The sequence below is a fragment of the Arthrobacter sp. Soil_N43 genome (assembly GCF_057655195.1).
This window is the reverse complement of sequence record NZ_JBDGML010000076.1, coordinates 85,852-111,573: the sequence shown is the minus strand read 5'-3', so window position 1 is coordinate 111,573 and position 25,722 is coordinate 85,852. Positions and strand designations below refer to the sequence as shown.

Below are 25,722 nucleotides of genomic sequence, written 5' to 3'. Positions count from 1 at the left end.
AATCAACCAATTCATATAAAATAAACCGGTATCAACAAACTTGGCACACTATTGAGTTCTCAAACAACAGACACACCCGGCACCACCACAACCAACCATTCGGTCGCGGATCGCTCCGGAGCAACTTTTCAAACTTACCCGCTCGCTTCGCCCTAGTCAAATCGGCTCCTGCGACTCCCTGATGCCTGAGGCATCTTAGTCGCTGTTCCGACCGACTCCGGGGAGCGGCGCGGAAATAAACTCTACCACTACTTTTCCCTGTAGCCAACCCGCCTGCAGAATGCACCGAAGAGGCATGGAAGAGGCCCGGAATCACGGGGATTCCGGGCCTCTTCCGGCAGCCTGGTCAGAACCGGGTTGCCGTCAGCTCACTGTCGTCTCCGGCAGCTCTGCCTTGGCCGAACCGCCCGGCAGGGTCTGCGCATTCGTGCCGGCCGGCTTGAAGTAGACAACACCCAGTGGCGGCAGCGTCACTGTCAACGTGGCAGGCTGGCCATCGATGGCTTCGTCCTCCGCTGTCAGCTTCCCGTCATTGAGGACGCCGGAGCCGCCATAGGCCGCGGCATCGGTGTTGAGCACTTCGGTCCAGACGCCCACGGACGGTACTCCGAGTGCGTAGTCCTTGTGCGGGCCTCCGGAGAAGTTGACCGCCACAACCACGGGGTTCCCCTCGGTGTCCCAACGGACAAAGGTCAGGACGTTGCGGTCCGCATCGGCTCCGTTGATCCACTGGAACCCGCCGGGCTCGTTGTCACGTGAGTACAGTGCCGGCGTCGACTTGTACAGCTCGTTGAGGTCCTTCGTCAGCAGCTGGAGCCCGCGGTGGGCGGGGATGTCCGCCAGCCACCAGTCAAGGCCGTGCTGCTCGGACCATTCTGCTTCCTGGCCGAATTCGGTGCCCATGAAGATGAGCTGTTTGCCGGGGTGTGCCCACTGGTAGCCGAGGAACGCGCGCAGGTTTGCCAATTGCTGCCAGCGGTCGCCGGGCATCTTGCGGAGCATCGAACCCTTGCCGTGGACAACCTCGTCATGGCTGATGGGGAGGAGGAAGTTCTCCGTGAAGGCATACACCATCGAGAAGGTGACGGTCCCGTGGTGCCACTTCCGGTTGACCGGATCCTCGGAGACGTACTTGAGCGAATCGTGCATCCAGCCCATGTTCCACTTGAGCCCGAAGCCGAGGCCGCCGTGGCTGGTGGGACCTGTGACGCCGGGGAAGGCGGTGGATTCTTCGGCGATCATGACTGCACCGGGATGGGTCTTGTACACGGTGGCGTTGGTTTCCTGGAGGAAGGAGATGGCCTCCAGGTTTTCGCGCCCGCCGAAGCGGTTCGGCTGCCACTGGCCGTGCTCGCGCGAGTAGTCCAGGTACAGCATGGAGGCGACTGCGTCCACCCGGAGACCGTCGATGTGGAACTCATCAAGCCAGTAGAGTGCGTTGGCCACCAGGAAGTTGCGGACCTCGGTGCGGCCGAAGTCGAAAATCAGGGTGCCCCAGTCCGGGTGCTCGCCCAGGTTCGGGTCGGCGTGCTCGTACAGCGGCTGTCCGTCGAACTGGGCAAGCGCCCAGTTGTCTTTCGGGAAGTGTGCCGGCACCCAGTCCAGGATGACCCCGATGCCCGCCTGGTGGAGCGCATCCACCAGGTAGCGGAACTCGTCGGGGTGCCCGAAGCGTGACGTCGGCGCGAAGTAGGAGGTGACCTGGTAACCCCAGGAGCCGCCGAACGGGTGTTCGGCCACCGGCATGAACTCGACATGGCTGAAGCCCAGCCACTGCACATACTCGACGAGTTCCTTCGCGAGTTCCCGGTAGCTCAGCCCCAGGCGCCAGGATCCGAGGTGGACCTCGTACACGCTCATGGGCGAGTTGTGCGGATCCCGCTCGGCGCGCGCCTTCATCCACTCGGCGTCCTCGAACCGGTAGTGGGATTCGACAACCCTGGAAGCAGTCAGCGGCGGCACCTCGGTGCCGAACGCCAGCGGGTCAGCCTTCTCTACCCAGTAACCGCCCTTGGTCTTGATCTCGAACTTGTAGCACGCGCCGGCCGCAACGCCGGGCACGAACAGTTCCCAGACGCCGGAGGACCCCAGGGAGCGCAGGGAGTTTTCCCGCCCGTCCCAGGCGTTGAAGTCGCCCTTGACGCGGACTGCCTCGGCGTTGGGGGCCCACACGGCGAAGGACACGCCATCGACGTCTCCCAGCGAAGACTTGTAGTGCTGGACATGGGCGCCAAGGACCGCCCACAGCTTTTCGTGGCGGCCCTCGCCGATCAGGTGCAGGTCCACCTCACCGACGGTGGGGAGGTAGCGGTACGGCTCGTCCACCGTCACGGGTTCCGCGCCTTCGTAGGCCACTTCCAAACGGTAGTCCGGCACGTGGCCGGCCTGCAGGGGCTCCAGCACGGCGACCCATACGCCGTCGGTCTCATGGGTCATCGGCACGGAACCGGCTTCGGTCACCACGGTGACCGCCTCGGCAAGGTGCTTGACGGTACGGATGGTTACGTGGCCGTAGTTATCCAGATGCGCACCAAGCACGGAGTGTGGGGCATGATGCTCACCGGCCGCCACTCGTGAGAGCGTGTTCGCATCCACATGAAGGGGGGCATGGGGCCTATCTGTAGGTGCAGAGCCTGTCATCTTCTTACCTTCCGCTGCGGCTCCGGCCGGTTCGCCGGGGCCTTTACTGCTGAGGAGTCGCCTGGACGCAGTCACAGGAATGGCTAGCCAGTCCGGCCTGTTGCGCAATTCATACACGACTTCGTACAACGCCTTGTCCAGCCACAATGCCACAAAGAGCGGGGACTTCCGGTCTATGGTGCCGGGAGTGACCTCGGAGTAGCCGGCCAGAAATGCCTCGGCGCAGTCATCCACCCACGATTCGGGCACGCGCGCCTCGCTGCTCTCGCGCTCCGCGGCGCCGGCCGCATAGTCGAAGGAGCGCAACATGCCCACCACGTCCCGCAGCGGGACGTCCGGAAAGTTCCGTTCCGAAATCGGCCGCATGGGCTCACCCTCGAAATCGAGGATTGCCCACCGGTCCGGCCCGCCGTTCCGGCCCGGAACCTGGAGGATCTGGCCAAGGTGAAGGTCGCCGTGGATGCGCTGCAGGGCACCGGCCGGAGTCCCTTCCAGTTGCATCAGGAGGCTGTCCAGTTCGTTTTCATACGGCCCGACGGCGGGACCGGCTTCCGTCCAGGCCTGCCGCACGCGCTGGGCTACTCCGGGCGCAATGACACCGCCGGGGACGGCCTCCGCGGAAACACCCAGGGTTTCAGCGAGCCGCCGGTGGACAGTCGCGGTGGCGTGCCCCAGGGCGTGGGCTTCCTGCGTAAAGTCCGTTCCTGCCGCGGCCGCATCGACCGCAAGCCGCCAGGCGTCCCGTCCGCCGGCCAGGAACTCGTGGGCAACGGCCAGTTCACCTTGCACCGGGCTCGCCACGGCAGCGTCCTGCCCGGAATCGGTGCCCGCCGCGGCCTGCTGCGGAAGCCATTGGCCGGTGACCCAGCCGAGCGTGGCCGGAACCTCTGAGGTCCGCGCTGCGGAAAGGGCGGCACCGACCTCCACCTCCGGATTGCGGCCGGCGGAGAGCACCCGAAAGAACTTGACGATGGCCGCGGAAGCGCCGTCGTCGACAATCACGGAAGTGTTGGACTGTTCGCCCGAGAGGACGCGGACCGTGCCCGCGGCGCTCGGAAGCGGCTGGCCACCGCCCGGGAGGTGCCCGCTGGCCGCCCCGCCCGCGGCGACACCCTCGGTTCGCATGAGGTCAAGCCATTCGGCGACGAACACCGGATCGTGGACGCCATCGTAAATCCAGCGGCGCCCCAGTTCGGCATCGTCGATTTCGCCGATGAGCGCGCGCCCGGCGCCAGCCAGCGGCGCGCTGCGGTAGCTGAGCGGCACCTGGACCACATCGGTGCGGGCGCCGCCGTCGGCCGTTTGGGACACCACGGAGGCGAGAATCACCTCAAGTCCTGCCTCACCGGAGGAGTCAGTGAGAGTGAAGCCGCCCACCGGGACCAGCGAAAATGCGCCGGCCTTTACCGGGAACCAGCGCTGGCTTGGCAGCCACTGGCGCAGCAGCTCGTGGAGCGTCGGGGTCAGTGTGGATTGTGTCATGTCAGCCCTCAATGGACAGGATCGGCATCGCCTGGGTGTACGGGGATGCAGGGTTGGAGGCGGCGGACCGCACGCGGAGCCAAAAGAAATCGTGGCTGCCAAGAGTCAGTGTCAGGTTGCCGTCCTCGCCGACTCCCGGGAACGGCTGCCCACCGAACACATCGCGGAGGCCACGGCCGGCGAACTGCGGCAGCTTCAGCGTCGCAGCCACCGGGTGCTGCGAAAGGTTGAAGGCGCACAGGATGGTTTCGGCCGGTTCCCCGGCCGTGTTGCCTTCCGGAAGTTCACGCAGGTAGGCCAGCACCACTTCGTGGTCGGCCTCCACGTGCCGGAAGCTGCCGAGCCCGAACGCGGCGTGGTTCCGCCTGACGCTCAGGATCTGCCGGGTCCAGCGCAGCAGCGACCCGGAGTGCGCGGCTTCCGCCTCAACATTGGCCATGCTGTAGTTGTAGACCAGCGACTGGATCACCGGGAGGTACAGCTTGCCCGGATCCGCGTTGGAGAAACCGGCGTTGCGGTCCGGGTTCCACTGCATGGGAGTGCGGACGGCGTCGCGGTCTTCCAGCCAGATGTTGTCGCCCATGCCGATTTCGTCCCCGTAGTAGAGGAACGGGCTGCCCGGCAGCGACAGCAGGAGGGCGTTGATCAGTTCGATCTCGGCCCTGGAGTTGTCCAGCAGCGGCGCGAGGCGGCGCCGGATGCCGATGTTGGCCCGCATCCGCGGGTCCGGCGCATACCAGCCGAGCATGGCGGCGCGCTCATCGGAGGTGACCATTTCCAGCGTGAGCTCGTCGTGGTTCCGCAGGAAGGTGCCCCACTGGGCGCCCTCTGGGATGTCCGGGGTGTCGTGCATCGTTTCGATGATGGGGGCAGCCTTCTGGTCACGCAGCGCGTAGTAGAGCCGCGGCATGATCGGGAAGTGAAAGGCCATGTGGCATTCCGGCTCCTCCTCGGTACCGAAGTACTCCACCACTTCGTTGGGCGGCTGGTTGGCCTCCGCGATGATCACCCGGCCCGGGTAGCTCTCATCCACCATCTTCCGCAGCTTGCGGAGGAACTCGTGGGTGGCGGGCAGGTTTTCGCAGTTGGTGCCCTCCTCCTCGAACAGGTAAGGGATGGCGTCGGCGCGGAAACCGTCGATCCCCTGATCCAGCCAGAACCGCACGACGTCGAACAGCGCGTCGATGACCTTGGGATTCTCGAAGTTCAGGTCCGGCTGGTGGCTGAAGAACCGGTGCCAGAAGAACTGCCGCCGGATGGGATCGAACGTCCAGTTGGACTCTTCCGTGTCCACGAAGATGATGCGGGCGTCCTGGTACTTCTCGTCCGTGTCGCTCCAGACGTAGAAGTCGCCGAACGGGCCGTCCGGATCCTTGCGAGACTCCTGGAACCAGGGGTGCTGGTCCGAGGTGTGGTTCAGCGGCAGGTCGATGATGACCCGGACGCCGCGGGCGTGGGCCTCCGCCACGAGCCGTTTGAAATCGCTGATGGTGCCGAACTCATCGAGCACGGAGTTGTAGTCGGAGATGTCGTACCCGCCGTCACGGAGCGGGGACTGGAAGAACGGCGGAAGCCAGAGACAGTCCACGCCCAGCCACTGCAGGTAGTCGAGCTTCTCGATCAGGCCGTGGAAATCACCCGACCCGTCGCCGTTGGCATCCGCAAAGCCCCGGACCAGCACTTCATAGAACACCGCCTTCCTGTACCACAGTGGATCATGCTGCAATCCCGGCGCATTGAGCTCGAATGTGCTCTTCGGAGTGAAATGATGTGACGGGTTCTGCGGGCTGAAACTCACTGAGGCTGCCTCCGGATGTTCAGTATGTGTGCAGGTTCAACGTGGGCATCAAGTCTGACGTAGTTGTACTCCCCCCATTCCCAGGTCTCGCCCGAGATCAGGTCATCCACCCTGAAGCCGCCGTTCGGCGTAAGGTCGTCCGGGTCGAGCTGCAGCGCGGCCAGATCCAGCGACACCGTGCTTTCCCGCGTGCTGTGAGGGTCCACGTTGACCACCACGATGATGGTGTCCTTGGTGCCATCAGGGAGGGTCTTGTGCTTGGAGTACACGATGGTGGCGTCATCCGTGCTGTGGTGCAGGGTCAGGTTCTGCAGATCCCCCAGCGCCGGATGTGCCCTGCGGATCTCGTTGAGCCGGGTCAGGTACGGGGCAAGGGTGCGGCCGGACGCGGCAGCAGCATCCCAGTCCCTGGCCTTGTACTCGAACTTCTCGTTGTCGATGTACTCCTCCGCGCCGGGGCGGGCCACATGCTCGTACAGCTCGAAGCCGGCGTAGACGCCCCACAGCGGGCTGGCCGTTGCAGCCAGCGCAGCACGGATCTTGAAGGCCGCCGGCCCACCGTACTGCAGGTACTCGGTGAGGATGTCCGGCGTGTTGACGAAAAAGTTCGGCCGGAAGTAAGCCGGTGAGACATGGCTGACCTCATGGAAGTACTCTTCCAGCTCTTTCTTCGTGTTCCGCCACGTGAAGTACGTGTAGGACTGCTGGAAGCCTGACCGGCCGAGCGCGTGCATCATGGCAGGCCTGGTGAATGCCTCGGCCAGGAAGACGACTTCGGGGTTCTTCTTGTTGACCTTGGCGATCAGCCATTCCCAGAACCACACCGGCTTCGTGTGCGGGTTGTCCACGCGGAAGATCTTCACCCCGTGGCTGACCCAAAGCTGCACGATGCGGAGGATTTCCTTGGACAGGCCCTCGGGATCGTTGTCGAAGTTGAGCGGGTAGATGTCCTGGTACTTCTTGGGTGGGTTCTCGGCGTAGGCGATGCTCCCGTCCACCCTGGTGGTGAACCATTCCGGGTGGGATGTGACCCACGGGTGGTCCGGCGCCGCCTGCAGCGCGAGGTCCAGTGCCACCTCGAGGCCCAGCTCCGTGGCACGGGCTACGAACGCATCGAAGTCCTCGAAGGTGCCGAGGTCGGGGTGGATGGCGTCGTGGCCGCCCTCCTTCGCCCCAATGGCCCAGGGTGATCCGGGGTCGTTCGGACCCGCGATCAGGGTGTTGTTGGGGCCCTTTCGGTGCTGGACACCGATGGGGTGGATTGGCGGCATGTAGATGACGTCGAAGCCCATGTCCGCGACAGCTTCCAGCCGCTTGGCCGCAGTCTGGAAATTGCCTGAGGTCCAGGCGCCGGTCTCGTGGTTGCGGATGGCGCCTTCAGAGCGCGGAAAGAACTCGTACCAGGAGCCGCGGCCGGCGCGATCGCGCTCCACCAGGAGCGGGAAACGTTCAGAAACCGTGACCAGCTCCCGGATCGGCTCGCGGCCAACAATCTCGGCCACGTCTGCGCCGAAGCCGGCGGCGAGCCGCTCCTCAGCGGACTTGGAGGTATCGGACAGACCCACGACGGCGGCCCTGAGCGTATTGCGGTCGGCGGAGTTGCGGAAGGACTCCTCGGCGGCCTGCGACAGCAGCGCGGCCCCCTCGTCCAGCATCAGCTCGACGTCGATGCCGGCTTCCACCTTGACCTCGGCGTTGTGGTGCCAGGTGCCGTAGCGGTCGTGCCAGGCCTCGATGACGAAAGACCAGTTACCCGTGGAGTCGGGCGTGAGCATGCCTTCCCACAGGTCCGTGCCCTTGCCGCGGTCCCCGGGCGGGGGCTGGAGGCGCACACGCTGGCGCTCCTTGCCCTTCGGGTCCAGCAGGACGGCACTGACGCCCAGCTGGTCATGGCCTTCACGGAAGGACTGTGCACTGACCACGATTCCTTCGCCGGGGAGCGCCTTGGCGGGAAACTTCCCCCCTTCGACTACCGGCTGAACGTTCGTGATCGGGAAACGACCAAATCGAAGGCCATCCGCGATCGAAGCTTTGGACGTTTGCTTGGCTGGGGCATTGGTTCGCGTGTTAGTCGTCACAGGCTCGACATTAGCGAGAAAAGCAAGCCATTGCTAAGCCTGCGATCTTAATTAATGAACTGATTCGTCATTTACCGGAAAGTAATCGAAACCGGTTCCTGCCGTTCATCTTCTCGATTAGTGTGGCGCAGGTGAAGGCAATCCGCAGATTTACCGTCCGAACCGTTCTTCCCGAGCCGATCCGGCCGCTGGCCCGTTTGGCCACGAACCTGCGCTGGTCCTGGCACCGGCCCACCAGGGAACTTTTCGAAGGACTGAACCCCAAGGTCTGGGCTGAATGCGGCAACGATCCGGTCAGCTTCCTCGGGCTGGTGGGCCGCGAAGAAATGCACCGGCTGGCCACGGACCGGGACGTCGTGGCCCGCGTGCGCGCCGCGGCGGACGACCTGGACCGCTACCTGGAGCAGCCGCGCTGGTACCAGGGACTGGGCGAGGACGCGCCCGCCTCCATTGCATACTTCTCCCCCGAATTCGGCATCACCGAGGTGCTGCCGCAGTACTCCGGCGGCCTGGGCATCCTGGCTGGCGACCATCTCAAGGCAGCGTCAGACCTCGGCGTTCCCCTGATCGGGGTGGGCCTGCTGTATCAGGCAGGCTACTTCAAGCAGTCATTGTCCCGCGACGCCTGGCAGCAGGAGACGTATCCGGTCATTGACCCGGATGGGCTGCCCCTGACGCTGCTGCGCGAACCGTCCCCTGACGGAAGCGGAAAGCCCATCGAAATTTCGCTGCCGCTGCCCAACGGGCGCCGCCTTGCGGCGCACATCTGGCGTGCCGACGTCGGACGCGTTCCCCTGCTGCTGTTGGATTCCAACGTTCCGGGCAATGACGACGCCGCCCGCGGCATCACGGACCGCCTCTACGGCGGCGGTGGTGACCACCGCCTCCAGCAGGAGCTGTTGCTGGGCATGGGCGGGGTGAAGGCGCTGCGCGTCTACCAGCGGCTGACCGGGACCCCTGCCCCGGAGGTGTTCCACACCAATGAGGGCCATGCCGGTTTCCTCGGGATCGAGCGGATCCAGGAACTGATGGCCGGTGATCAGGCACTCACCTTCGATGAAGCGTTGGCCGCGGGCCGCGCGTCCACAGTTTTCACCACGCATACACCCGTGCCGGCCGGCATCGACCGCTTCGAAACCGCCCAGATCCAGCACTTCTTCGAGGCGGGGCTTGCGCCTGACGTGCCGACCTCCCGCATCCTCGATCTTGGCCGCGAGAACTTCGCCGACGGCAACCCGTTCGTCTTCAACATGGCGGTCATGGGCCTGCGCCTCGCGCAGCGCGCCAACGGCGTGGCCAAGCTGCACGGCGAAGTGTCCCGCGGCATGTTCTCCGCGCTCTGGCCAGGATTCGATCACTCCGAGGTGCCCATCACCTCCGTGACGAACGGTGTGCACGTGCCGACGTGGGTCGATTCGAGGATTTCCAAGCTCGCCCGGGAACGGTTCGGCGCGGAAGCGGAAGCCATGGGCCGCTGGGACCTCGCCTACAACGTCAGCGACGCCGAGGTCTGGGCCCTGCGGCGCGAGATGCGCGCCTCGCTCGTGGAGGATGTCCGGCGCAGGCTCCGCGCGGCCTGGAAAAAGCGCGGCGCCGCCGACGCCGAGCTCGCCTGGACAGACTCCGTGCTGGACCCTGATGTCCTGACCATCGGCTTCGCCCGGCGTGTGCCCACGTACAAGCGGCTGACCCTGATGCTGCGCGAACCGGAACGGCTCAAGGCCTTGCTGCTGCACAAGGAGCACCCCATCCAGCTGGTCATTGCCGGGAAGTCCCACCCCGCGGACGATGCGGGAAAGAAGATGATCCAGGACCTGGTGCGCTTCACGGATGACCCGAAGGTCCGCCACCGCATCGTGTTCCTGCCCAACTACGACATCGCCATGGCACGCACCCTGTTCCCGGGATGCGACGTCTGGCTCAACAACCCGCTGCGCCCGTTGGAGGCCTGCGGCACGTCCGGCATGAAGGCGGCCATCAATGGCTCCCTCAACCTTTCGGTGCTCGACGGCTGGTGGGACGAGATGTACGACGGCGAAAACGGCTGGGCGATTCCGACCGCCAACAACGGTGCATCAGCGGACGAACGCGACGACATCGAGGCAGCCGCCCTGTACGAACTGCTCGAGACGCAGGTGGCGCCGCGCTTCTACGGCAACACGGTTTCGGAGGCGGCAGGGGCTGCCGGACCGTCCGCCACCGGGCACGAGAAGATCCCCACCCACTGGGTGTCCATGATCAAGCACACGCTCGCCCACCTGGGCCCGGCCGTCTCGGCCGAGCGCATGCTCCAGGACTACGTCAACGTGCTCTACCGGCCGGCTGCGATCTCCGGACGGCACGCGGTGGCGTCCTCCTTCAGCCAGGCCAAGGAACTCGCGGCATGGACCTCCAAGGTCCGCGCAGCCTGGCCCCAGCTCCACGTGGAGCATGTGGACTCCCTGGGCGTGTCCGAGGATCCGCAGATCGGTGACACCCTCGAGGTCAATGCCTACGTGGGACTGCACACCCTGACGCCCCAGGACGTGGCGGTGGAAGTCGCGTACGGGCAGGCCGAGGAAAGCGATGAACTCGCCAACGTGACACTCGTAGAGCTCGATCCGAAGGACGAACTCGGCAACGGCCGCTATTTGTTCACCGGCTCCATTGTGATCGACCGCTCAGGGTCCTTCGGCTATACGGTCCGCGTGCTTCCCAAGCACGACGCGCTGGCATCCAAGGCGGAGCTGGGCCTGATCGTCAACGCCTAAGCACGGCCCGGCGCCGCAAGCGCCGCCGGCTTACAGGAGCACCGCGATGACGGCCAGGTCCTTCCCGGCGTAGCTTTCGGCGTCCTGGAGGATTTCGCAGATGATGCCGAAGGACCTGTCGCTGCGGAAGGCTGCCGGCACCTGCCAGATGACCGTGAGGGGCTCCTCTCCGTTGTCGGAGATGGCGTCCGCGAAGTCGTGCAGTGAGTCGTTGAGTGCGTCCAGGTTGACGCCGTAGTGTTCCGGGAATTCCAGTGCTTCGCCGAAGGTGGCCAGCACTTCCTTCCTGGAATCGGCCGCCGGGACCACGAGGCTGCGGCGGCCGGCGTCGGCGACCTGGTCGGTCAGTTCCTCGATGGTCCAGGTGTCTGCGGAATAGATCTTCATGGCGCTATTTGCCCTCTGCTATGAACTTGAACGACTCGTAGTGGTCTGCCGTGTAGTATTTTTCGCCCGCCTTGCCCGCCACGATCCTGCGGGCGCCGCGGTCGGATTCACCGGGTGTGGGGACAGTGTACTCGCGGTAATATCCGCCGGATTTCCGGGGCAGGATGCGCTCAAAGTTGCCGAACGTCACGCCGTCGCGCCCGTAAGGGTACGGCCCGCCCCGGCGGATGAGCGCAAGGGTCCTGCGGCCTTCGGCGGGGAGCTGCGATTCCCGGATGGTGGCCAGGCCTGAAGGGTTGGGAACCGCACTGACCCCGGCCGTCGCCACTGGTCCGCGTGAGGCCGGTGTCGCGATCCCGGATTCCACCGGGGCGGGATCGCCCGCCTGCCTGCCTGCCTGCGGCTGGAGTCCACTGGACACGACAAGCGCCACTCCCAGCAACACCAGCAGCACCACGGCTGCCAACAACCTGCGCATGTTCACGCTTTCCCGTCCGGTGGTGCTAGGTGCGGTAGATGTTGATGGTGTTGGCCTGCACGACGTCCCGCTCGCCGGACGCCACCTCGAAACCCTGGCGCTGGTCATGGAGGTCGGATGTGGTCAGGCGCAGTTCGAACAGCCGCTTGGCTGTGCCGTCGTCGTTGACCGCTTGGGGAAGGGCGACCTGGATATCTTCCCGGCCGCCGTTGACCACAATCAGGCCGGCCATCTGCCCATCGTCCGAGCCCAGCAGCAGCTGCACCACCCGATGCCTGGGGTCATTCCAGCGTTCCATGGTCATGGGCTCGCCATTCTGGTCGTACCAAAACAGGTACGATTGCGCGTCCCGCACCGGATAGTCATGCGGCTGCCCGGCAAGGAATTCCTTGCGCAGCCGGATGACACGCTTGGTGCTCCGGAGCATGGCGTGCGATTCCGGCGTGCTGGTCCAGTCAAGCCAGGCGAGCGGGTTGTCCTGGCAGTAGGCATTGTTGTTGCCCTGCTGTGTGCGGCCCAGTTCATCGCCGGCCGTGATCATGGGGACCCCGAGGGAGATCATCAGCGAGGCCATCAGGTTCCGCTGGGTCTGAGCCCGCCGGGCAAGGATGGTTTCGTCCTCGGTCGGGCCTTCAAAGCCGTGGTTGTAGCTGCGGTTGTCGCCGTGCCCGTCCCGGTTCTGTTCCCCGTTGGCCTCGTTGTGCTTGCGGTCGTAGGACACAAGGTCGGCCATGGTGAATCCGTCATGGGCCGTGATGAAGTTCAGGGAGGCCAGCCTGGAGCGGCCTGACGGTTCGAAGAGGCTGGCGGAACCGGACATGGCATCTGCCAGCCGGGCCACGGAGCCGCCGTGGCCGCCGGCGTCGATGGCCGCGCGGTCGGCGAGCCAGAAGGAACGCATGGCATCGCGGTAATGGTCGTTCCAGTCAACCCAGCCGCCGGGGAAGCGGCCGGTCTGCCAGCCCCCGTAACCTACGTCCCAGGGTTCGGCTATGAGCTTGACCCGCGACAGTACCGGATCGGCCGCAACTGCCTTCAGGAAGGGGTGGTTCGGATCAAACTCATTGGCCGCGTTCCGGCAGAGAGTCACGGCGAGGTCGAATCGGAAGCCGTCCACGTGGAATTCATCCACCCAGTACCGGAGCGAATCCAGCACGAGCTGCACGACGCGCGGCTCGCCAAAGTTGAGTGTGTTCCCGCAGCCGGTGGTATCGATGTACCTGCCCTTGCCGTCCGTGCGGTAGTACTTCTCCTCCCCCAGCCCGCGGAAACAGACAGTGTTTCCGTCCGGTCCGCCTTCGGCGGTGTGGTTGTAGACCACGTCCAGGATGACCTCGATACCGGCGGCGTGCAGGAGCTTGACCATGCCCTTGAACTCATCCTGCACCGCCTGCGGCCCGGACGCCTGTGCAGACTGCGTTGCATATGCGGGGTGCGGGGCAAAGAACGCCGCTGTGTTGTAGCCCCAGTAATTCGTCAGGCCCAGGTTCTGAAGGTGCGGCTCGTCGAGGTGGAAATGGACCGGCAGCAGCTGCACCGCAGTAATTCCGAGGCCGGTGAGGTGCTCAATCATCGCAGGGTGGGCCATGCCGGCGTAGGTGCCGCGCAGCGCCTCCGGGATGTCCGGGTGCAGCATGCTCTGCCCGCGGACATGTGCCTCGTAGATGATGGTGTCCCGCCAGGGGGTGTGCAGCCTGTCGTCGGATTCCCAGTCGAAGTCGCTGGACATCCTCACGCTGGTGATCAGGTCGGCGCGCTGGTCCACCGCCCGCCCATAGGGGTCGAGCAGCAGCGGGTGCCGCTCGCCGTCGTCGAAATCCACTGTGGGGACCGAGAGAGGGAGGACCTGGGCGTCGGGGGCGGCACGCAAGCCGTAGCGCGAGCCGACGGCCAGCCCCTCGACAATGCCGTGGTGGACGCCGTCTGTGACGTTCGGCAGTGTCTCGATCCGCCAGCTGCCGCCGGGTGCCTGGTAGGCGATCTCCAGGGTCCGCACACCGGGAGCATAGACCGCCACGTTGGGGCTTCCGCCGGAGGAGCCGTCCGCGGCAGGCCCCGGGCGGAGAGTACTTACGCCAAGGGGAAACGCCCGGGAGGCGTCTACTGTGGAGGAGGCTGAGTCTACTAAGGGCATTACCATCGATTAAAGCTTAACTGTCACGTTCTAAATGCCGATCTATTCCGGCGTGTGACGTTTCGCTAATGTGGCGGCGCCGCTGCTGACCGGAATAACGCACCGAGGTGGAGGTATTTGTGAAGATTGCACTGGCCCAGATCATCACCGGTCGGGACGTGGAGGGCAACCTGGTCCTGGTGGCGGAGTACGCCCGCCGGGCCAAGGAAGGCGGCGCCGAACTGGTCGTTTTCCCCGAGGCCACCATGCGCGCTTTTGGGAATCCCTTGATCGGCATTGCTGAGCAGCTCGATGGCCCCTGGGCGGACCGGGTCCGTTCCATCGCTGCCGAGCTGGGCATCGTTATCGTGGCCGGCATGTTCACCCCGGGCGCGGCGTCCGCGGCAGGAGGCGGTAAGGTCCGGAACACGCTGCTCGTGACCGGCCCGGGCGTGGAAGCAAGCTACGACAAGGTGCATCTGTTCGACGCGTTCGGTTTCCTTGAGTCGGACACCGTGGACGCCGGAACGGGGCCTGTGACGTTCGATGCCGGCGGCCTCACCTTCGGCCTGGCCACCTGCTACGACATCCGGTTCCCGGCCCTCTTCTCAGCAAATGCCGACCGCGGAGCCGTTGCCAACATTATTTGCGCGTCCTGGGGTTCCGGCCCGGGCAAGGTGGACCAGTGGAAGCTGCTGGCCCGTGCCCGCGCGATCGACACCACAACCTATGTGCTTGCCTGCGGCCAGGGCGACCCCGCCACCGAGGGCATCGAAGCGCGCGGCGTGGCGCCCACCGGAGTTGGGCACTCCGCTGTCGTCTCGCCCTTCGGTGAGGTACTGGCAGAGCTCGACGGCGCCGCCGGCCTGCTGTTCGCCGACCTCGATCCCGCCGTCGTCAAGGAAGCCCAAACGAGGCTGCCCGTCCTGGCCAACCGCCGCTCGTTCTAGGCAGGCGTCGAGCGCAGCTTCCGCACCCGAGGAAGACCCTCCCGCACTTCCCGCAACTTAAGCGGAGACCCTCCCGCACTTCCCGCAACACAAACGGAAACCCTCCCGCACATGACGTGCTGGAGGGTTTCGCGTTTTCCCGCCAAAGGCGAGGGAGCGTTCCCAATTATGCAGCGAAAGGTGAGGGAGCGTCTCGAGAGGCTCGACGACCAGTAGACGACGGGAGGTGTCTAAGGACGGCAAAGCGGCCGCTGCGGACGCCACCCCGGCAGAGCGGGCTACTTCGTTGCGCGCTGGCGGGACACTTCGTAGAGGGAGATGCCGACGGCCATGGAGGCGTTGAGCGATTCCATGGCGGAGTCGATCGGGATCGAGACGATCTGGTCGCAGTTCTCGCGGACCAGCCGGCTGAGTCCCTTGCCTTCTGAACCGACGACGATACAGACCGGCTCGGTGGCCAGGGTGAGGTCCGGCAGGGAAACGTCGCCGTCGCCGTCGAGCCCCAGGACGAAGATGCCCATGTTCTTGAACTGCTTCAAGGCGTTGTTCAGGTTGGACGCACGGGCCACAGGCACGCGGACGGCCGCGCCGGCGCTGGTCTTCCAGGCTGAGGCGGTGACGCCTACGGAGCGGCGTTCCGGGACGATGACGCCGTGGCCGCTGAATGCGGACACCGAGCGGATGATCGCGCCCAGGTTGCGGGGATCCGTAATGCCGTCGAGGGCGACGAAGAGGGGTGCGTTCGCGACGTGCCCCTTCTTCCAGCGGTCCACGGTCTGTTCAGCCAGGTCATAGGCGTCCTGGTATTCATACGGCGGGATCTGCAGCACGAGGCCCTGGTGCACGGCATCGTCGGTCATCCGGTCGAGCTCCGGCTTGCCGGTTTCCAGCAGCGGGATGCCGCGTTCGGCAGCGAGTTTGAGGGATTCCTTGACGCGGTCGTCCATCTCGATGCGGATGGCCACGTGCAGGGCCTTCGCCGGGATCCCGGCCCGGAGCGCCTCCACGACGGAGTTGCGGCCCGTGACCACTTCCTCAGTGGCGCGGCCCTTCGGGCCGGACCGTGCACCGGCGCTGCGGCCGCCGCTGCCGGAGCGCTTGGCCTCGGAGCGCTCGGAGAGCTGCTTGTTCTTGTAGGCCTTGTGGTACGGGCGGTCTTCGGCCTTGGGGGTTGGCCCCTTGCCTTCGAGTGCCTTGCGGCCGTGGCCACCGGTTCCGGTGGTGGGGCCCTTCTTGAGCTTGCGGATTGCGCCCGGGCGACCGTTGTTGGCCATGAGTTCCACCCTTGGTTGTATTGAGTACGTCTGAACTCCAGTCTACTGACTCAAGTTAAATCGCTGACCGGGGCGGGTCGCTGCCGAAGGAATCAGCCGCGCTGAAGGCTCCACGTGGCACCGTCCGCGCCGTCTTCAACCACGACGCCGGCGGCCGACAGCGCGTCCCTGATGGCATCCGAGGCGGCCCAGTCCTTCCGGGCGCGGGCATCCGCGCGGGCGGCGAGCTGCGCCTCCACGAGAGTTCCGAGGGCGGACGTGGCCTGATCGTCGACGGCGGGCTGCGCGGCGTCGCTGATTCCGAGGACGCGGAGCATGTCGGTCACGCTGGTGAGCGCCTGCCGTGCCGCCGCGAAGTCCCCGGCGGTGAGCGCTGAATTACCGGCCCGGACGGTGTCGTGCAGCGACGCGAGGGCCTGCGGCACGTTGAGGTCGTCGTCCATGGCGGCGGCGAACGCGTCCGGCACCGTGCCGTGGCTGGCGAAAAGCAGGGAGCCGTCCGCCGACAGCGCCCGTACGGCCCTCGCGATGAAACCGTCGATGCGTTCGACGGCGGCGGTGGCTTCCTGCAGGGATGTCGGCTGGTAGTCCAGAACCGAGCGGTACTGCGCCTGGCCGAGGTAGTAGCGGACCACGCGGGGCGGGGCGAGTTCCAGCATTTCAGCGGGGCTGACCGTGTTGCCGACGGACTTGGACATCTTCTCGCCCTGGTAGGTGACCATGCCGTTGTGCATCCAGAAGTTGGCGAAGGCGTGGCCGGCGGCCTGCGACTGGGCCATCTCGTTTTCGTGGTGCGGGAAGCGCAGGTCCAGCCCGCCGCCGTGGATGTCGAATTCGGTGCCGAGGTACTTGGTGACCATCGCGGAGCATTCGAGGTGCCAACCGGGACGGCCGGCACCCCACGGCGAAACCCAGCTTGCCGTCGTCGGCTCGCCTTCCTTGTGCCCCTTCCACAGGGCGAAGTCCCGGGGGTCCTTCTTGCCGCGCGGGTCAGCGTCCGTGGCGCCCTGCATGTCGTCGAGCTTCTGCCGCGTCAGTGAGCCGTACTTGCTCCAGGAGCGCACGTCGAAGTAGACGTCGCCCGAGCCGTCCGGCGCCGGGTAGGCGTGGCCGCGGTCGATCAACTGCTGGATGAGGGCGTGCATTTCGGGGATGTGGCCCGTCGCCCGGGGCTCGTAGGTGGGCCGGGATACGCCAAGGACGTCGTAGGCCTTGAGGAACTCCTGCTCGTACCGGTAGGCCAGAGCCCACCATTCCTCTTCCGGTACGGTGTCGGGTTCATGCTCGAAGTCCGGGTGAAAGGACGCCTCGGACTTGGCAAGGATCTTGTCGTCGATGTCGGTGACGTTCCGGACCACGGTGACGCGGAACCCGCGGTACTCAAGCCAGCGCGTGAGCTGGTCGAAGGCGATGGCGGAGCGGATGTGCCCCACGTGAGGCATGCCCTGCACCGTGGCGCCGCAGTAATACAGGCTTACCTTGCCCGGTACCAGGGGAACGAAGTCGCGGACTTCGGCGGATGCGGTGTCGTAAAAGCGGAGGGTCACCGCTCCAGATTAGCCGATGCCCCTGTCGCCGCTTACTTTCCGCTCACGCGGTTCCGCTTACTTGCAGACATCGCCGATCCTGTTGTTCTGCCTGGTGAGCTCGGCCACCTGCTCCTCGCTCTTGTTCCCGAGTGATGTGCCGGCGACCTGCTTCATGACGTCGGCCATCTTCTGGATCGGGTCGGCGACTTCCTCGGCCACCTTGCCGGCAACCTCCTCGTAGTGCTTCGCGATCTGCTCCGCCTGCTGCTGCTGGTTTCCGGTGGGCTTGAACGTGTCGCTATTGAGGAAGGTGCAGCTCTCGCCCACGCTCATCCTCGGCGTACCGCCGCAGCCTGAAAGCAACAGGCAGGCAATCACGACGGCGGGAAGCAGCTTTTTCACGGGAGGTCTCCTGGTGTTGCGGTACAGATCGTGCCGGCGGGCGCGCCGCCGGTCCTTCTCCAGCGTAGGCGATTGCGCCTGTGGATGGTCAGGACGACGGGTAGACGAGGGCGGTGGCTATGGCGGAGATCCCCTCGCCCCGGCCGGTGAAGCCGAGTCCGTCGCTCGTGGTGGCCGAAACGCTGACCGGAGCGCCGGCGGCCTCTGTCAGGACGCGCTGCGACTCCTCCCGGCGGGGTCCGAACTTGGGTCGGTTCGCCACGAACTGCACGGCCACATTGCCGATCTCAAAACCGGCGGCCCGCACTATCCGTGCAGCTTCGGCCAGCAGGGTGACCCCCGAAGCGCCCGCCAGCTCCGGACGGTCGGTGCCGAAGTGCGTTCCGAGGTCACCGATCCCGCAGGCGGAGAAGAGCGCATCGGCTGCGGCGTGGGCCACGGCATCGCCGTCGGAATGACCGGCGAGGCCCCGTTCGTTGTCCCAGAACAATCCCCCGAGCCACAGTGGCCGGGGGTCGCTCTCCGGGGCGAAAGCATGGACATCGATGCCGATGCCGGTGCGGGGCAGGACCATCCTGGCGGGTTCCGTTTGGTTCTCTGAAGCCACCGTGTCAGCCCTCCACCCAGCGGACGCCCAGGGGCCCTTCGAGGAGGCCCTCGGCAATGATGAGGTCCAACGGCGTGGTGATTTTCAGGGACTGGCTGGCCCCGCGCACGGCATGCACCGGAACGCCGAGGAGCTCCACCAACATGGCGTCGTCGGTGACGGCCGCGGCCCGGTGCTGATCGAACCCGAGGGCGGCCTCGTGGGCAGCCTTCAACGTGTCCACGCTGAACCCCTGCGGTGTCTGCACCGAGCGGAGCTCCTGCCGCGACACCGTTCCCGTGACGATCTCCGGCGCGATGTCCGAGTCACTGCCGTCGGTGGCGGCAACCGTTTTGACCGTGTCCACCACCGGAATGACCGGGATAACGGCCGAAGCGCCGTTGGCCAGCGCCTGCGCCACGCGGTGGAAGACAGACTCGGGAGCCAGGGCGCGGGCGGCATCATGCACAAGCACGGACTCGGTGCCGTCCTCCAGTGCGGCCAGCGCCGAGCGGACGGAATCCGCCCTGGTGGCTCCGCCGTCGACCGTTGTCAGGAGCGGCCCCCCATCCGCCAACTCCAGCCTGAAGTCCTCGATGAGCTGCCGCAGTCCGGTTTCGCCCTCGGGCAGCGCAATACAGACCTGGCTTGCCACGCCGGCCGCGACGACGCCGCGGAGGGCGTGCAGCAGGATGGGTTCGCCTCCCAGCGGCACGGCCGCTTTGGGCATGCCGTAGCCAAGGCGCTGCCCGGAACCGGCGGCGACGAGGATCACTGCGGTGACAGGTCGTCTGGGTGCATCGTTCATGCGGACTAGCCTACGTCCCGGCCGCCCCGCTCCGCCCAACTCGTAGCCGCACACGCCGCTTTGGGGCGCCCGGATCGGTGCCTGCTGCCGCTACCTGGGAATTTTGGGCAAAAGAAAACCCCGGCGGCACTCTGCCACCGGGGTTCAATTCTCAGGAAGCCAAGACCTCGTCGAGAACGCTTGCGGCCTTCTCTTCGTCGGTCTTCTCAGCCAAAGCCAATTCTGAAATCAGAATCTGACGTGCCTTGGCCAGCATTCGCTTCTCACCTGCGGAAAGGCCCCGATCGTGATCCCGGCGCCACAGGTCGCGGACGACCTCTGCAACCTTGATGACGTCACCGGAAGCAAGCTTCTCCAGATTTGCCTTGTAACGACGCGACCAGTTGGTGGGCTCTTCAGTGAACTCGGCACGGAGCACATCGAATACGTGCTCCAAACCTTCCTTGCCCACTACGTCGCGTACCCCAACGAGGTCAACGTTCTCTGCTGGAACTTCAATGGTCAGATCACCCTGAGCCACCTTGAGCTTGAGATACATCTTCTCTTCGCCCTTGACGGTGCGCATCTTGATTTCTTCAATTTTTGCTGCACCGTGGTGAGGGTAAACTACTGTCTCGCCGACCTCAAAAACCATGTGGACTTTCCCCTTTCCCGCAGACCAGTTTATCACGATTAGGGCATACGACTGGCATGGATCCGGGTCGGGAACCGCGAGAATACGCGGAAAATGGGCCGAATCGGCCCCTCAGACCCCTTGACGAACGCGGATAATAGTGCATCGCCCACGTGCGAACAAGCGCTACGCGCGGGTAGCCAGGGAACCCCGATACAGCCTGAGGGACCCCTGAAATGGGCCCTATTGTGTACCGGCCGAATCCTCGTTTGGGCCCGTTTGCCGATAGGCTATGGCTGAAAACTGTTTCAAGACTTTCTAGGAGTGCGTGACGTGCGTTTCACTGCGATGAACCGGGGCCAGCGCGGCAAGTTGGCAATGGCGGCTGCCGCCCTGAGCGTGGGACTGCTCACCCTGACGGGCTGCGGCTACATCAACGCGCAGCAGACCTCCGAGCAGTATGCCGCGTCGGACGGAACGCGCTCCGACGTCGGCCCCCTGGAACTGCGGAACATGCTCATCGTCGCCGCCGACGAGAAGCAGCCGGGCCGCTTGATCGGCGCTGTGTACAACTCCTCGTCCAAGGACGTCAAGGTCACGCTGAGCGGCGCGGAAGGGGCCCAGACCGAGGTCTCCGTCGCGAAGAACTCCTACACGCTGCTCAACGACTCCACGGACGCCGCCATCCTGAGCACCGCGGGCGGCAAGCCCGGCTCCCTCGTGGACATCAAGGTCACCGAGGACGGCACCAACGTGAACAAGACCATCAAGGTGCCCGTTGTGGACGGCACACTCAAGGAATACCAGGCGTACCTCCCGGAGGGCAGCACCCCCGCGCCGACACCAAGCGAGACCGGCACGTCCCACGAGAGCACGGCACCGGCCACAGGCGGCCACTGACACTCTTTGGGGCCGACGGCCCACCGGCATGAAGAAGGAGGGGACCCCGCCGGGGTCCCCTCCTTCTTCATTGCTGCAGGCTGCGTGCTGCCGTGGCTACGGTTCGAACTTGTAGCCCAGGCCGCGGACGGTCACCAGGTACCGCGGGAGGGACGGGTCCGGCTCGATCTTGCTCCGGAGGCGTTTCACGTGGACGTCGAGCGTCTTCGTGTCGCCCACGTAGTCGGAGCCCCAAACCCTGTCGATCAGCTGGCCGCGGGTCAGCACCCGGCCGGAATTGCGCAGCAGCATCTCAAGGAGTTCGAACTCCTTCAAGGGCAGGGGCACCTGCTCGCCGCCGACGCTGACAACATGGCGTTCGATGTCCATCCGCACCGGCCCGGCCTGCACCGTGGAGGACACGAGTTCCTCCGGTTCGCCCTGCCGCCGGAGCACCGCACGGACACGCGCCACCAGCTCGCGTGACGAGTAGGGCTTGGTGACGTAGTCGTCGGCGCCCAGTTCGAGGCCCACGACCTTGTCGATTTCGGAGTCCTTGGCAGTCAGCATGATCACGGGGACGCTCGAACGCTGGCGCAGCTGCCGGCATACTTCGGTCCCCGAGAGGCCCGGCAGCTGCAGGTCCAGCAGCACCAGGTCCGCCCCGTTTCTGTCGAATTCGTTAATAGCGTCGAGGCCGTTGTCGACCACCTCCACCTCGAACCCTTCCTTGCCCAGCAGATAGGACAGGGGATCGCTGAACGATTCCTCGTCCTCAACAATAAGAATCCTGCTCAAGCGGTAACTCCTCGTTCATGGGCGCCGGCGGCGTCCTTTGGTTCCTTGGCATTCGGCGCCTGGCCTTCCATCTCCGGCAGGCGCAGCGTGAAAGTCGATCCCTGCCCCGGCTGGGACCAGAGGGTGACCTCCCCGCCGTGGTTGGAGATGACATGCTTGACGATGCTCAGTCCCAGCCCGGTGCCGCCGGTGTGCCGGGAACGTGCGGTATCCACGCGGTAAAAGCGCTCGAACACCCGCTCCTGGTCCTCGGCGGAGAGGCCTTCGCCCTGATCCGTCACGGAGATCGCGATCAGACCTTCCTTGGCGCGCACCCCGATCCCCACCCGGGTGTTCTCGGGCGAATAGCGGATGGCGTTGTCGATCAGGTTGCGCAGCGCCGTCACCAGGAGGTCCTGGTCGCCGTAGACCTTCGCGTCCACACGTCCGCCGATGACGATCTGGATGTTCTTGCTCTCGGCCGGCAGCTGCGAGCGGTCCACGGCTTCCGAGATCACGTCATTGATGTCCACGGGGTGGCCCTCTTGCGCCACGTTGGCCGCCTGCAGGCGTGAGAGTTCAATGATGTCCTGGACCAGCGCCGCGAGCCGGGCAGATTCCTTGTGCATGCGGGCGGCGAACCGCCGGACGGCCTCTTCGTCGTCCGCTGAAGACTCGAGCGCCTCAGCCAGCAGCGAGATGGCACCAACCGGTGTTTTCAGTTCGTGGGACACGTTGGCCACGAAGTCGTTGCGGATCTCTTCGGTACGGGTGATCTCGGTCCGGTCGTCGGCCAGCAGGAGGATGTATTCCTCGCCGAGCATCGCGGCCCGCACCTGGACGATGATGGTGCCCTGCCCAACCGGGCCGCGCTGCAGTTCCAGCTGCTTCTCCAGGATCACACCGTCCCGGCGCACATTGGCGGTCATGTCCAGCAGTTCCCGGTGGACCACTGTGTGGCCGCGCACCAGGCCGTAGGCGTAGGCTGCCGGACTTGCCCGGACCACGCCGTCGATGGCGTCCACCACCACGAAGGCCTTGCCGACGACCGCCAGCACCTCGGCGGCACCAGGAGGCAGGCCGGGCTCATCGAATTCGACGTCGACGATCTTGCGCTGCTGCTCGCTGACCCTGAACGCGAGCACGCCGAAGACACCGAACGACAGGCCGAGGAGGCCGGCGATGACACCGATGAGCATTGGATCCACGGCTCCAGCTTATGCTTTCGAAACTCCTGAACGGCCGCTCCGGGACCACAATGGGATGGATTCAGCTAACGTTCATCTAGAGGTGCGTAACAGTTCACCCGGCGCTGGAAGAGTGGCAGGTTGGACTGACGGAACGGTGACACGAGACTCTGGCTGCCATCGCGGCGGGGCGGGGTTTCCAAGGAAAGGACGCCTACGTGCGTAAGGTTTTTCAGGAAGAGCTCGCCCAGGTGGGCGAAGACCTCGTCGAAATTTCAAAGCTGGTCAGCGAGGCGATCAGCAAGGCAACGACGTCGTTTGAGGTTGCCGACGTTGACCTGGCACAGGATGTCATCGCGGCGGATGCCCGGATCGACTTCCTGCAGAACAGCCTCGATGAGCGCGCAATCGACATCCTTGCCCTGCAGGGTCCCGTCGCCAGTGACCTGCGCATGATCGTAGGCTCCCTGCGCATGAGCGCATCGCTGGAACGCATGGGTGACCTTGCACGCCACATTGCGCAGCTGGCCCGGCTCCGCTTCCCCTCCACCGTCATCCCGGCGTCCCTGACAGAGACCTTCAAGAGCTTTGCCGAACAGGACATCCTGATCGCGAACAAGCTCACAGAGCTGCTGGAGACCAGGGACCTCGAAGTGGCCCGCGACATCCTCAAGGCAAACACGGCGGTGAACGACCTGCACCTCAGCGTCTTCAAGGCCATCGCCCGCAGCGACTGGCAGGAATCCCCCGCCACCACCGTGGACGTCGCCCTGGCCAGCCGCTACTTCGAGCGTTTCGCCGACCACGGCGTGTCCGTGGCCCAGAAGGTCACCTATCTCGTGACCGGCGCCTGGCACCCGAACAGCAGCGTCGAGCACGGCTGACGTTCCCGTCCCAACAGCAAACAACGGCGGCTGGTCCCCTCAGGTGCCCATCCGCCGTCGTTCGTTCTAGAGCGCGCGGAGCCGTTACTTTTTGCCCTGGTTGGCCACGGCCAGGATGGCTTCGGCGGCCGCCTCGGGGTCGAGGTAGGTTCCACCCGGCTTGACGGGCTGGAAGTCCTCGTCCAGGTCGTACACCAGCGGGATGCCGGTGGGGATGTTCAGGCCGGCGATGGCGTCGTCGCTGATGCCGTCAAGGTGCTTCACCAGTGCACGCAGGGAGTTGCCGTGGGCCGTGACGAGAACGGTCTTGCCGGACTTCAGGTCTTCCTTGATGTCTGATTCCCAGTACGGAAGCAGCCGGACGAGGACGTCCTTGAGGCACTCGGTACGGGGCAGGTCATCGCCCAGGTCCGCGTAGCGGGGGTCACGTGCCTGGGAGAACTCGGAGTTGTCGTCCAGGGGCGGCGGCGGGGTGTCATAGGAACGGCGCCATTCCATGAACTGTTCCTCGCCGTACTCGGCGAGGGTCTGGGCCTTGTCCTTGCCCTGCAGGGCGCCGTAGTGGCGCTCATTGAGGCGCCAGTCGCGCTTCACCGGGATCCAGCCGCGGTCGGCCTTGTCCAGTGCGATATTGGCGGTGTTGATGGCCCGCTTCAGGAGCGACGTGTAGAGGATGTCCGGGAGCACCTCGTGCTCAACCAGGAGCTCACCCCCGCGTGCTGCTTCCTCGCGGCCCTGATCGTTAAGGTCGACGTCCACCCAGCCGGTGAACAGGTTCTTGGCGTTCCATTCGCTGTGGCCGTGGCGCAGCAGAATCAGCTTGTAAGTCATGATTTTCATCCTAGCCGAGCAGACGCCGCCGCTGCCGAGCGTTACATTGCCGCACGGTAGTCTGGGGCGGTGGTGCAGAAAGCAGAGCGCGTGGCGAACCCTGAACACCGGGGCAACCGGGGCAACCGCCGGCGGCCCGTCGGGAACATCACCCGCGGTACCACCAACCCGAACCGCATGCGCCGCCTGGACCGCTGGCTGGCCGGGCCGCAGGCTTGGCGGCTCCGGTCGGCGGCTGACCCGCTCGTGGTCGACCTGGGCTACGGCGCATCCCCTGCCACCGCCGTCGAACTTTTTGAAAGACTTGCCGTAGTCCGGCCCGATGTGCGCGTGTGCGGCATCGAAATAGAGCCGGACAGGGTGCGGGTGGCCAAGGCCCTGGAACGTCCGGGTCTCAGCTTCCTTGAGGGCGGCTTTGAGCTCCCCGTGCCTGGCCGGCCGGTCCTGGTGCGGGCCTTCAACGTGCTCCGCCAATACGAGGAAGCGGACGTCCCGGGCATCTGGCGGCTGGTGCAGGACAGGCTCGCGCCGGACGGGCTGTTCATCGACGGGACCTGCGACGAGATCGGCCGGCGCGTCACGTGGATCGCGCTGGATGCCGCGCGCCCGCTGACCCTGAGCATGTCCGTGCGCTTCGGCAGTTTCGAGCTGCCGTCCGATGTGGCCGAACGCCTGCCTAAGGCGCTCATCCACCGGAACGTTCCCGGCGAACGCGTCCACGCGCTGTTGCAGGCCATGGACCAGGCGTGGCTGGAATCGGCGCCGCTGGCATCCTTTGGACACAGGCAACGCTGGACGGCCATGTGCCGGGCGCTGCTAGAGGGCGGGTGGCCGGTTCACGACGGACCCTCGCGCTGGCGGCTGGGGGAACTCACCGTCGGCTGGGAAGCGGTGGCACCGGAGGCTTAGGGGCTGGCCTTCACCAGGGGCCGTAGGGGCCCCTGGTGCGGCTCCCGCCGCGGCCGGCGTCCTTGACCGCCGGGCGGACGTCCGCCAGGTAGATGGATGCCGCCACCACGGCTGCCAGGCCGAACAGGCCGAAGGGCCCGATCAGGCCGCCTCCCCCGCCGCCGAGCACGGACAGCGCACCGACGGCCATGCTGCCGCCGGTCACCGCAAGCCAGAACGTCTTGGTCCGTTTGCCTACTGCTTCGAAGGCGTTGGCCCTGTGGCGGACACAGTCAAAGAAGGCCCACACTTCCAGGGCCAGCGCCACCAGGCCCAGGATGTAGTAAACCGCGTCCTCGACAACTTTGATCAGTACTGTTCCGTCCAC

Annotated in this window: 21 protein-coding genes; 5 read left to right on the top strand and 16 right to left on the bottom strand. The window is 65.5% G+C overall.

Annotation, left to right across the window (positions count from 1 at the left end):
• Positions 1 to 363: 363 nt before the first annotated feature.
• Genes AC3A3W_RS08700 through AC3A3W_RS08690 form a run of 3 tightly spaced genes read right to left on the bottom strand, consistent with a single transcriptional unit; the run spans position 364 to position 7,998 of the window.
• Positions 364 to 4,122 carry a 1,4-alpha-glucan branching enzyme gene (locus AC3A3W_RS08700; protein WP_487441954.1) on the bottom strand — a complete coding sequence of 1,253 codons (3,759 nt, stop codon included), beginning with the start codon at positions 4,120 to 4,122 and terminating at the stop codon, positions 364 to 366.
• A 1-nt stretch (position 4,123) separates the two neighbouring features.
• Entirely contained in the window at positions 4,124 to 5,920 is a 1,797-nt protein-coding gene (treS, locus tag AC3A3W_RS08695; RefSeq protein WP_487441953.1) for a maltose alpha-D-glucosyltransferase, read from the bottom strand.
• Positions 5,917 to 7,998 carry an alpha-1,4-glucan--maltose-1-phosphate maltosyltransferase gene (locus tag AC3A3W_RS08690; RefSeq protein WP_487441951.1) on the bottom strand — a complete coding sequence of 694 codons (2,082 nt, stop codon included), beginning with the start codon at positions 7,996 to 7,998 and terminating at the stop codon, positions 5,917 to 5,919. The genes treS and AC3A3W_RS08690 overlap by 4 nt, the downstream gene beginning before the upstream one ends.
• Positions 7,999 to 8,129: 131 nt before the next feature.
• On the opposite strand from AC3A3W_RS08690, the gene glgP reads away from it, so the two are divergent.
• Positions 8,130 to 10,748: an alpha-glucan family phosphorylase gene (gene glgP / locus AC3A3W_RS08685; protein ID WP_487441949.1), complete on the top strand. Its 2,619-nt coding sequence runs from the start codon at positions 8,130 to 8,132 to the stop codon at positions 10,746 to 10,748.
• Positions 10,749 to 10,778: 30 nt separating this feature from the next.
• Here glgP and AC3A3W_RS08680 read toward each other — a convergent pair whose 3' ends face one another.
• The 3 genes from AC3A3W_RS08680 to glgX are packed head-to-tail and all read right to left on the bottom strand — an operon-like array spanning position 10,779 to position 13,753.
• Positions 10,779 to 11,135 carry a barstar family protein gene (locus AC3A3W_RS08680; protein ID WP_487441948.1) on the bottom strand — a complete coding sequence of 119 codons (357 nt, stop codon included), beginning with the start codon at positions 11,133 to 11,135 and terminating at the stop codon, positions 10,779 to 10,781.
• 4 nt (positions 11,136 to 11,139) lie between these two features.
• Positions 11,140 to 11,613: a guanyl-specific ribonuclease gene (locus AC3A3W_RS08675; protein WP_487441946.1), complete on the bottom strand. Its 474-nt coding sequence runs from the start codon at positions 11,611 to 11,613 to the stop codon at positions 11,140 to 11,142.
• Positions 11,614 to 11,638: 25 nt separating this feature from the next.
• Positions 11,639 to 13,753 carry a glycogen debranching protein GlgX gene (glgX, locus tag AC3A3W_RS08670; protein WP_487441944.1) on the bottom strand — a complete coding sequence of 705 codons (2,115 nt, stop codon included), beginning with the start codon at positions 13,751 to 13,753 and terminating at the stop codon, positions 11,639 to 11,641.
• Positions 13,754 to 13,866: 113 nt separating this feature from the next.
• Here glgX and AC3A3W_RS08665 point away from each other — a divergent pair, with 113 nt between their 5' ends.
• Positions 13,867 to 14,676, top strand: a complete 810-nt coding sequence (locus AC3A3W_RS08665) for a carbon-nitrogen hydrolase family protein (protein WP_487441942.1) — start codon at positions 13,867 to 13,869, stop codon at positions 14,674 to 14,676.
• Between the two features lie 278 nt (positions 14,677 to 14,954).
• Here the strand turns inward: AC3A3W_RS08665 and rlmB are convergent, their stop codons facing one another.
• The 6 genes from rlmB to AC3A3W_RS08635 form a co-directional block, all read right to left on the bottom strand.
• Positions 14,955 to 15,950, bottom strand: a complete 996-nt coding sequence (rlmB, locus tag AC3A3W_RS08660) for a 23S rRNA (guanosine(2251)-2'-O)-methyltransferase RlmB (RefSeq protein ID WP_487441940.1) — start codon at positions 15,948 to 15,950, stop codon at positions 14,955 to 14,957.
• 92 nt (positions 15,951 to 16,042) lie between these two features.
• Positions 16,043 to 17,497: a cysteine--tRNA ligase gene (gene cysS, locus AC3A3W_RS08655; protein ID WP_487441939.1), complete on the bottom strand. Its 1,455-nt coding sequence runs from the start codon at positions 17,495 to 17,497 to the stop codon at positions 16,043 to 16,045.
• A 57-nt stretch (positions 17,498 to 17,554) separates the two neighbouring features.
• Positions 17,555 to 17,881: a hypothetical protein gene (locus AC3A3W_RS08650; protein ID WP_487441937.1), complete on the bottom strand. Its 327-nt coding sequence runs from the start codon at positions 17,879 to 17,881 to the stop codon at positions 17,555 to 17,557.
• Positions 17,882 to 17,969: 88 nt separating this feature from the next.
• Positions 17,970 to 18,455: a 2-C-methyl-D-erythritol 2,4-cyclodiphosphate synthase gene (gene ispF / locus AC3A3W_RS08645; protein ID WP_487441964.1), complete on the bottom strand. Its 486-nt coding sequence runs from the start codon at positions 18,453 to 18,455 to the stop codon at positions 17,970 to 17,972.
• Positions 18,456 to 18,492: 37 nt separating this feature from the next.
• Positions 18,493 to 19,275: a 2-C-methyl-D-erythritol 4-phosphate cytidylyltransferase gene (gene ispD, locus AC3A3W_RS08640; RefSeq protein WP_487441935.1), complete on the bottom strand. Its 783-nt coding sequence runs from the start codon at positions 19,273 to 19,275 to the stop codon at positions 18,493 to 18,495.
• Positions 19,276 to 19,426: 151 nt separating this feature from the next.
• Entirely contained in the window at positions 19,427 to 19,909 is a 483-nt protein-coding gene (locus AC3A3W_RS08635) for a CarD family transcriptional regulator (RefSeq protein ID WP_026266570.1), read from the bottom strand.
• A 327-nt stretch (positions 19,910 to 20,236) separates the two neighbouring features.
• On the opposite strand from AC3A3W_RS08635, the gene AC3A3W_RS08630 reads away from it, so the two are divergent.
• Positions 20,237 to 20,788, top strand: coding sequence for a hypothetical protein (locus AC3A3W_RS08630; protein ID WP_487441963.1), 552 nt, complete (start codon positions 20,237 to 20,239; stop codon positions 20,786 to 20,788).
• Between the two features lie 96 nt (positions 20,789 to 20,884).
• Here the strand turns inward: AC3A3W_RS08630 and AC3A3W_RS08625 are convergent, their stop codons facing one another.
• Together AC3A3W_RS08625 and AC3A3W_RS08620 are read right to left on the bottom strand one after the other, a co-directional pair.
• Positions 20,885 to 21,565, bottom strand: a complete 681-nt coding sequence (locus AC3A3W_RS08625; protein WP_487441931.1) for a response regulator — start codon at positions 21,563 to 21,565, stop codon at positions 20,885 to 20,887.
• Entirely contained in the window at positions 21,562 to 22,743 is a 1,182-nt protein-coding gene (locus AC3A3W_RS08620; RefSeq protein ID WP_487441961.1) for a sensor histidine kinase, read from the bottom strand. The genes AC3A3W_RS08625 and AC3A3W_RS08620 overlap by 4 nt, the downstream gene beginning before the upstream one ends.
• 206 nt (positions 22,744 to 22,949) lie before the next feature.
• On the opposite strand from AC3A3W_RS08620, the gene phoU reads away from it, so the two are divergent.
• Positions 22,950 to 23,615 carry a phosphate signaling complex protein PhoU gene (gene phoU / locus AC3A3W_RS08615; protein WP_487441930.1) on the top strand — a complete coding sequence of 222 codons (666 nt, stop codon included), beginning with the start codon at positions 22,950 to 22,952 and terminating at the stop codon, positions 23,613 to 23,615.
• 84 nt (positions 23,616 to 23,699) lie between these two features.
• On the opposite strand, the gene AC3A3W_RS08610 is transcribed toward phoU, so the two are convergent.
• On the bottom strand, positions 23,700 to 24,446 hold the full coding sequence (locus AC3A3W_RS08610; RefSeq protein ID WP_487441929.1) for a phosphoglyceromutase: 747 nt from the start codon (positions 24,444 to 24,446) through the stop codon (positions 23,700 to 23,702).
• 69 nt (positions 24,447 to 24,515) lie between these two features.
• On the opposite strand from AC3A3W_RS08610, the gene AC3A3W_RS08605 reads away from it, so the two are divergent.
• The gene (locus AC3A3W_RS08605; RefSeq protein WP_487441928.1) at positions 24,516 to 25,355 is read left to right on the top strand and encodes a class I SAM-dependent methyltransferase; all 840 of its coding nucleotides are present in this window, start codon (positions 24,516 to 24,518) and stop codon (positions 25,353 to 25,355) included.
• Between the two features lie 10 nt (positions 25,356 to 25,365).
• Here the strand turns inward: AC3A3W_RS08605 and AC3A3W_RS08600 are convergent, their stop codons facing one another.
• Positions 25,366 to 25,722 (bottom strand): DUF2516 family protein, encoded by a 357-nt coding sequence (locus tag AC3A3W_RS08600; RefSeq protein ID WP_487441926.1) that lies wholly within the window; start codon positions 25,720 to 25,722, stop codon positions 25,366 to 25,368.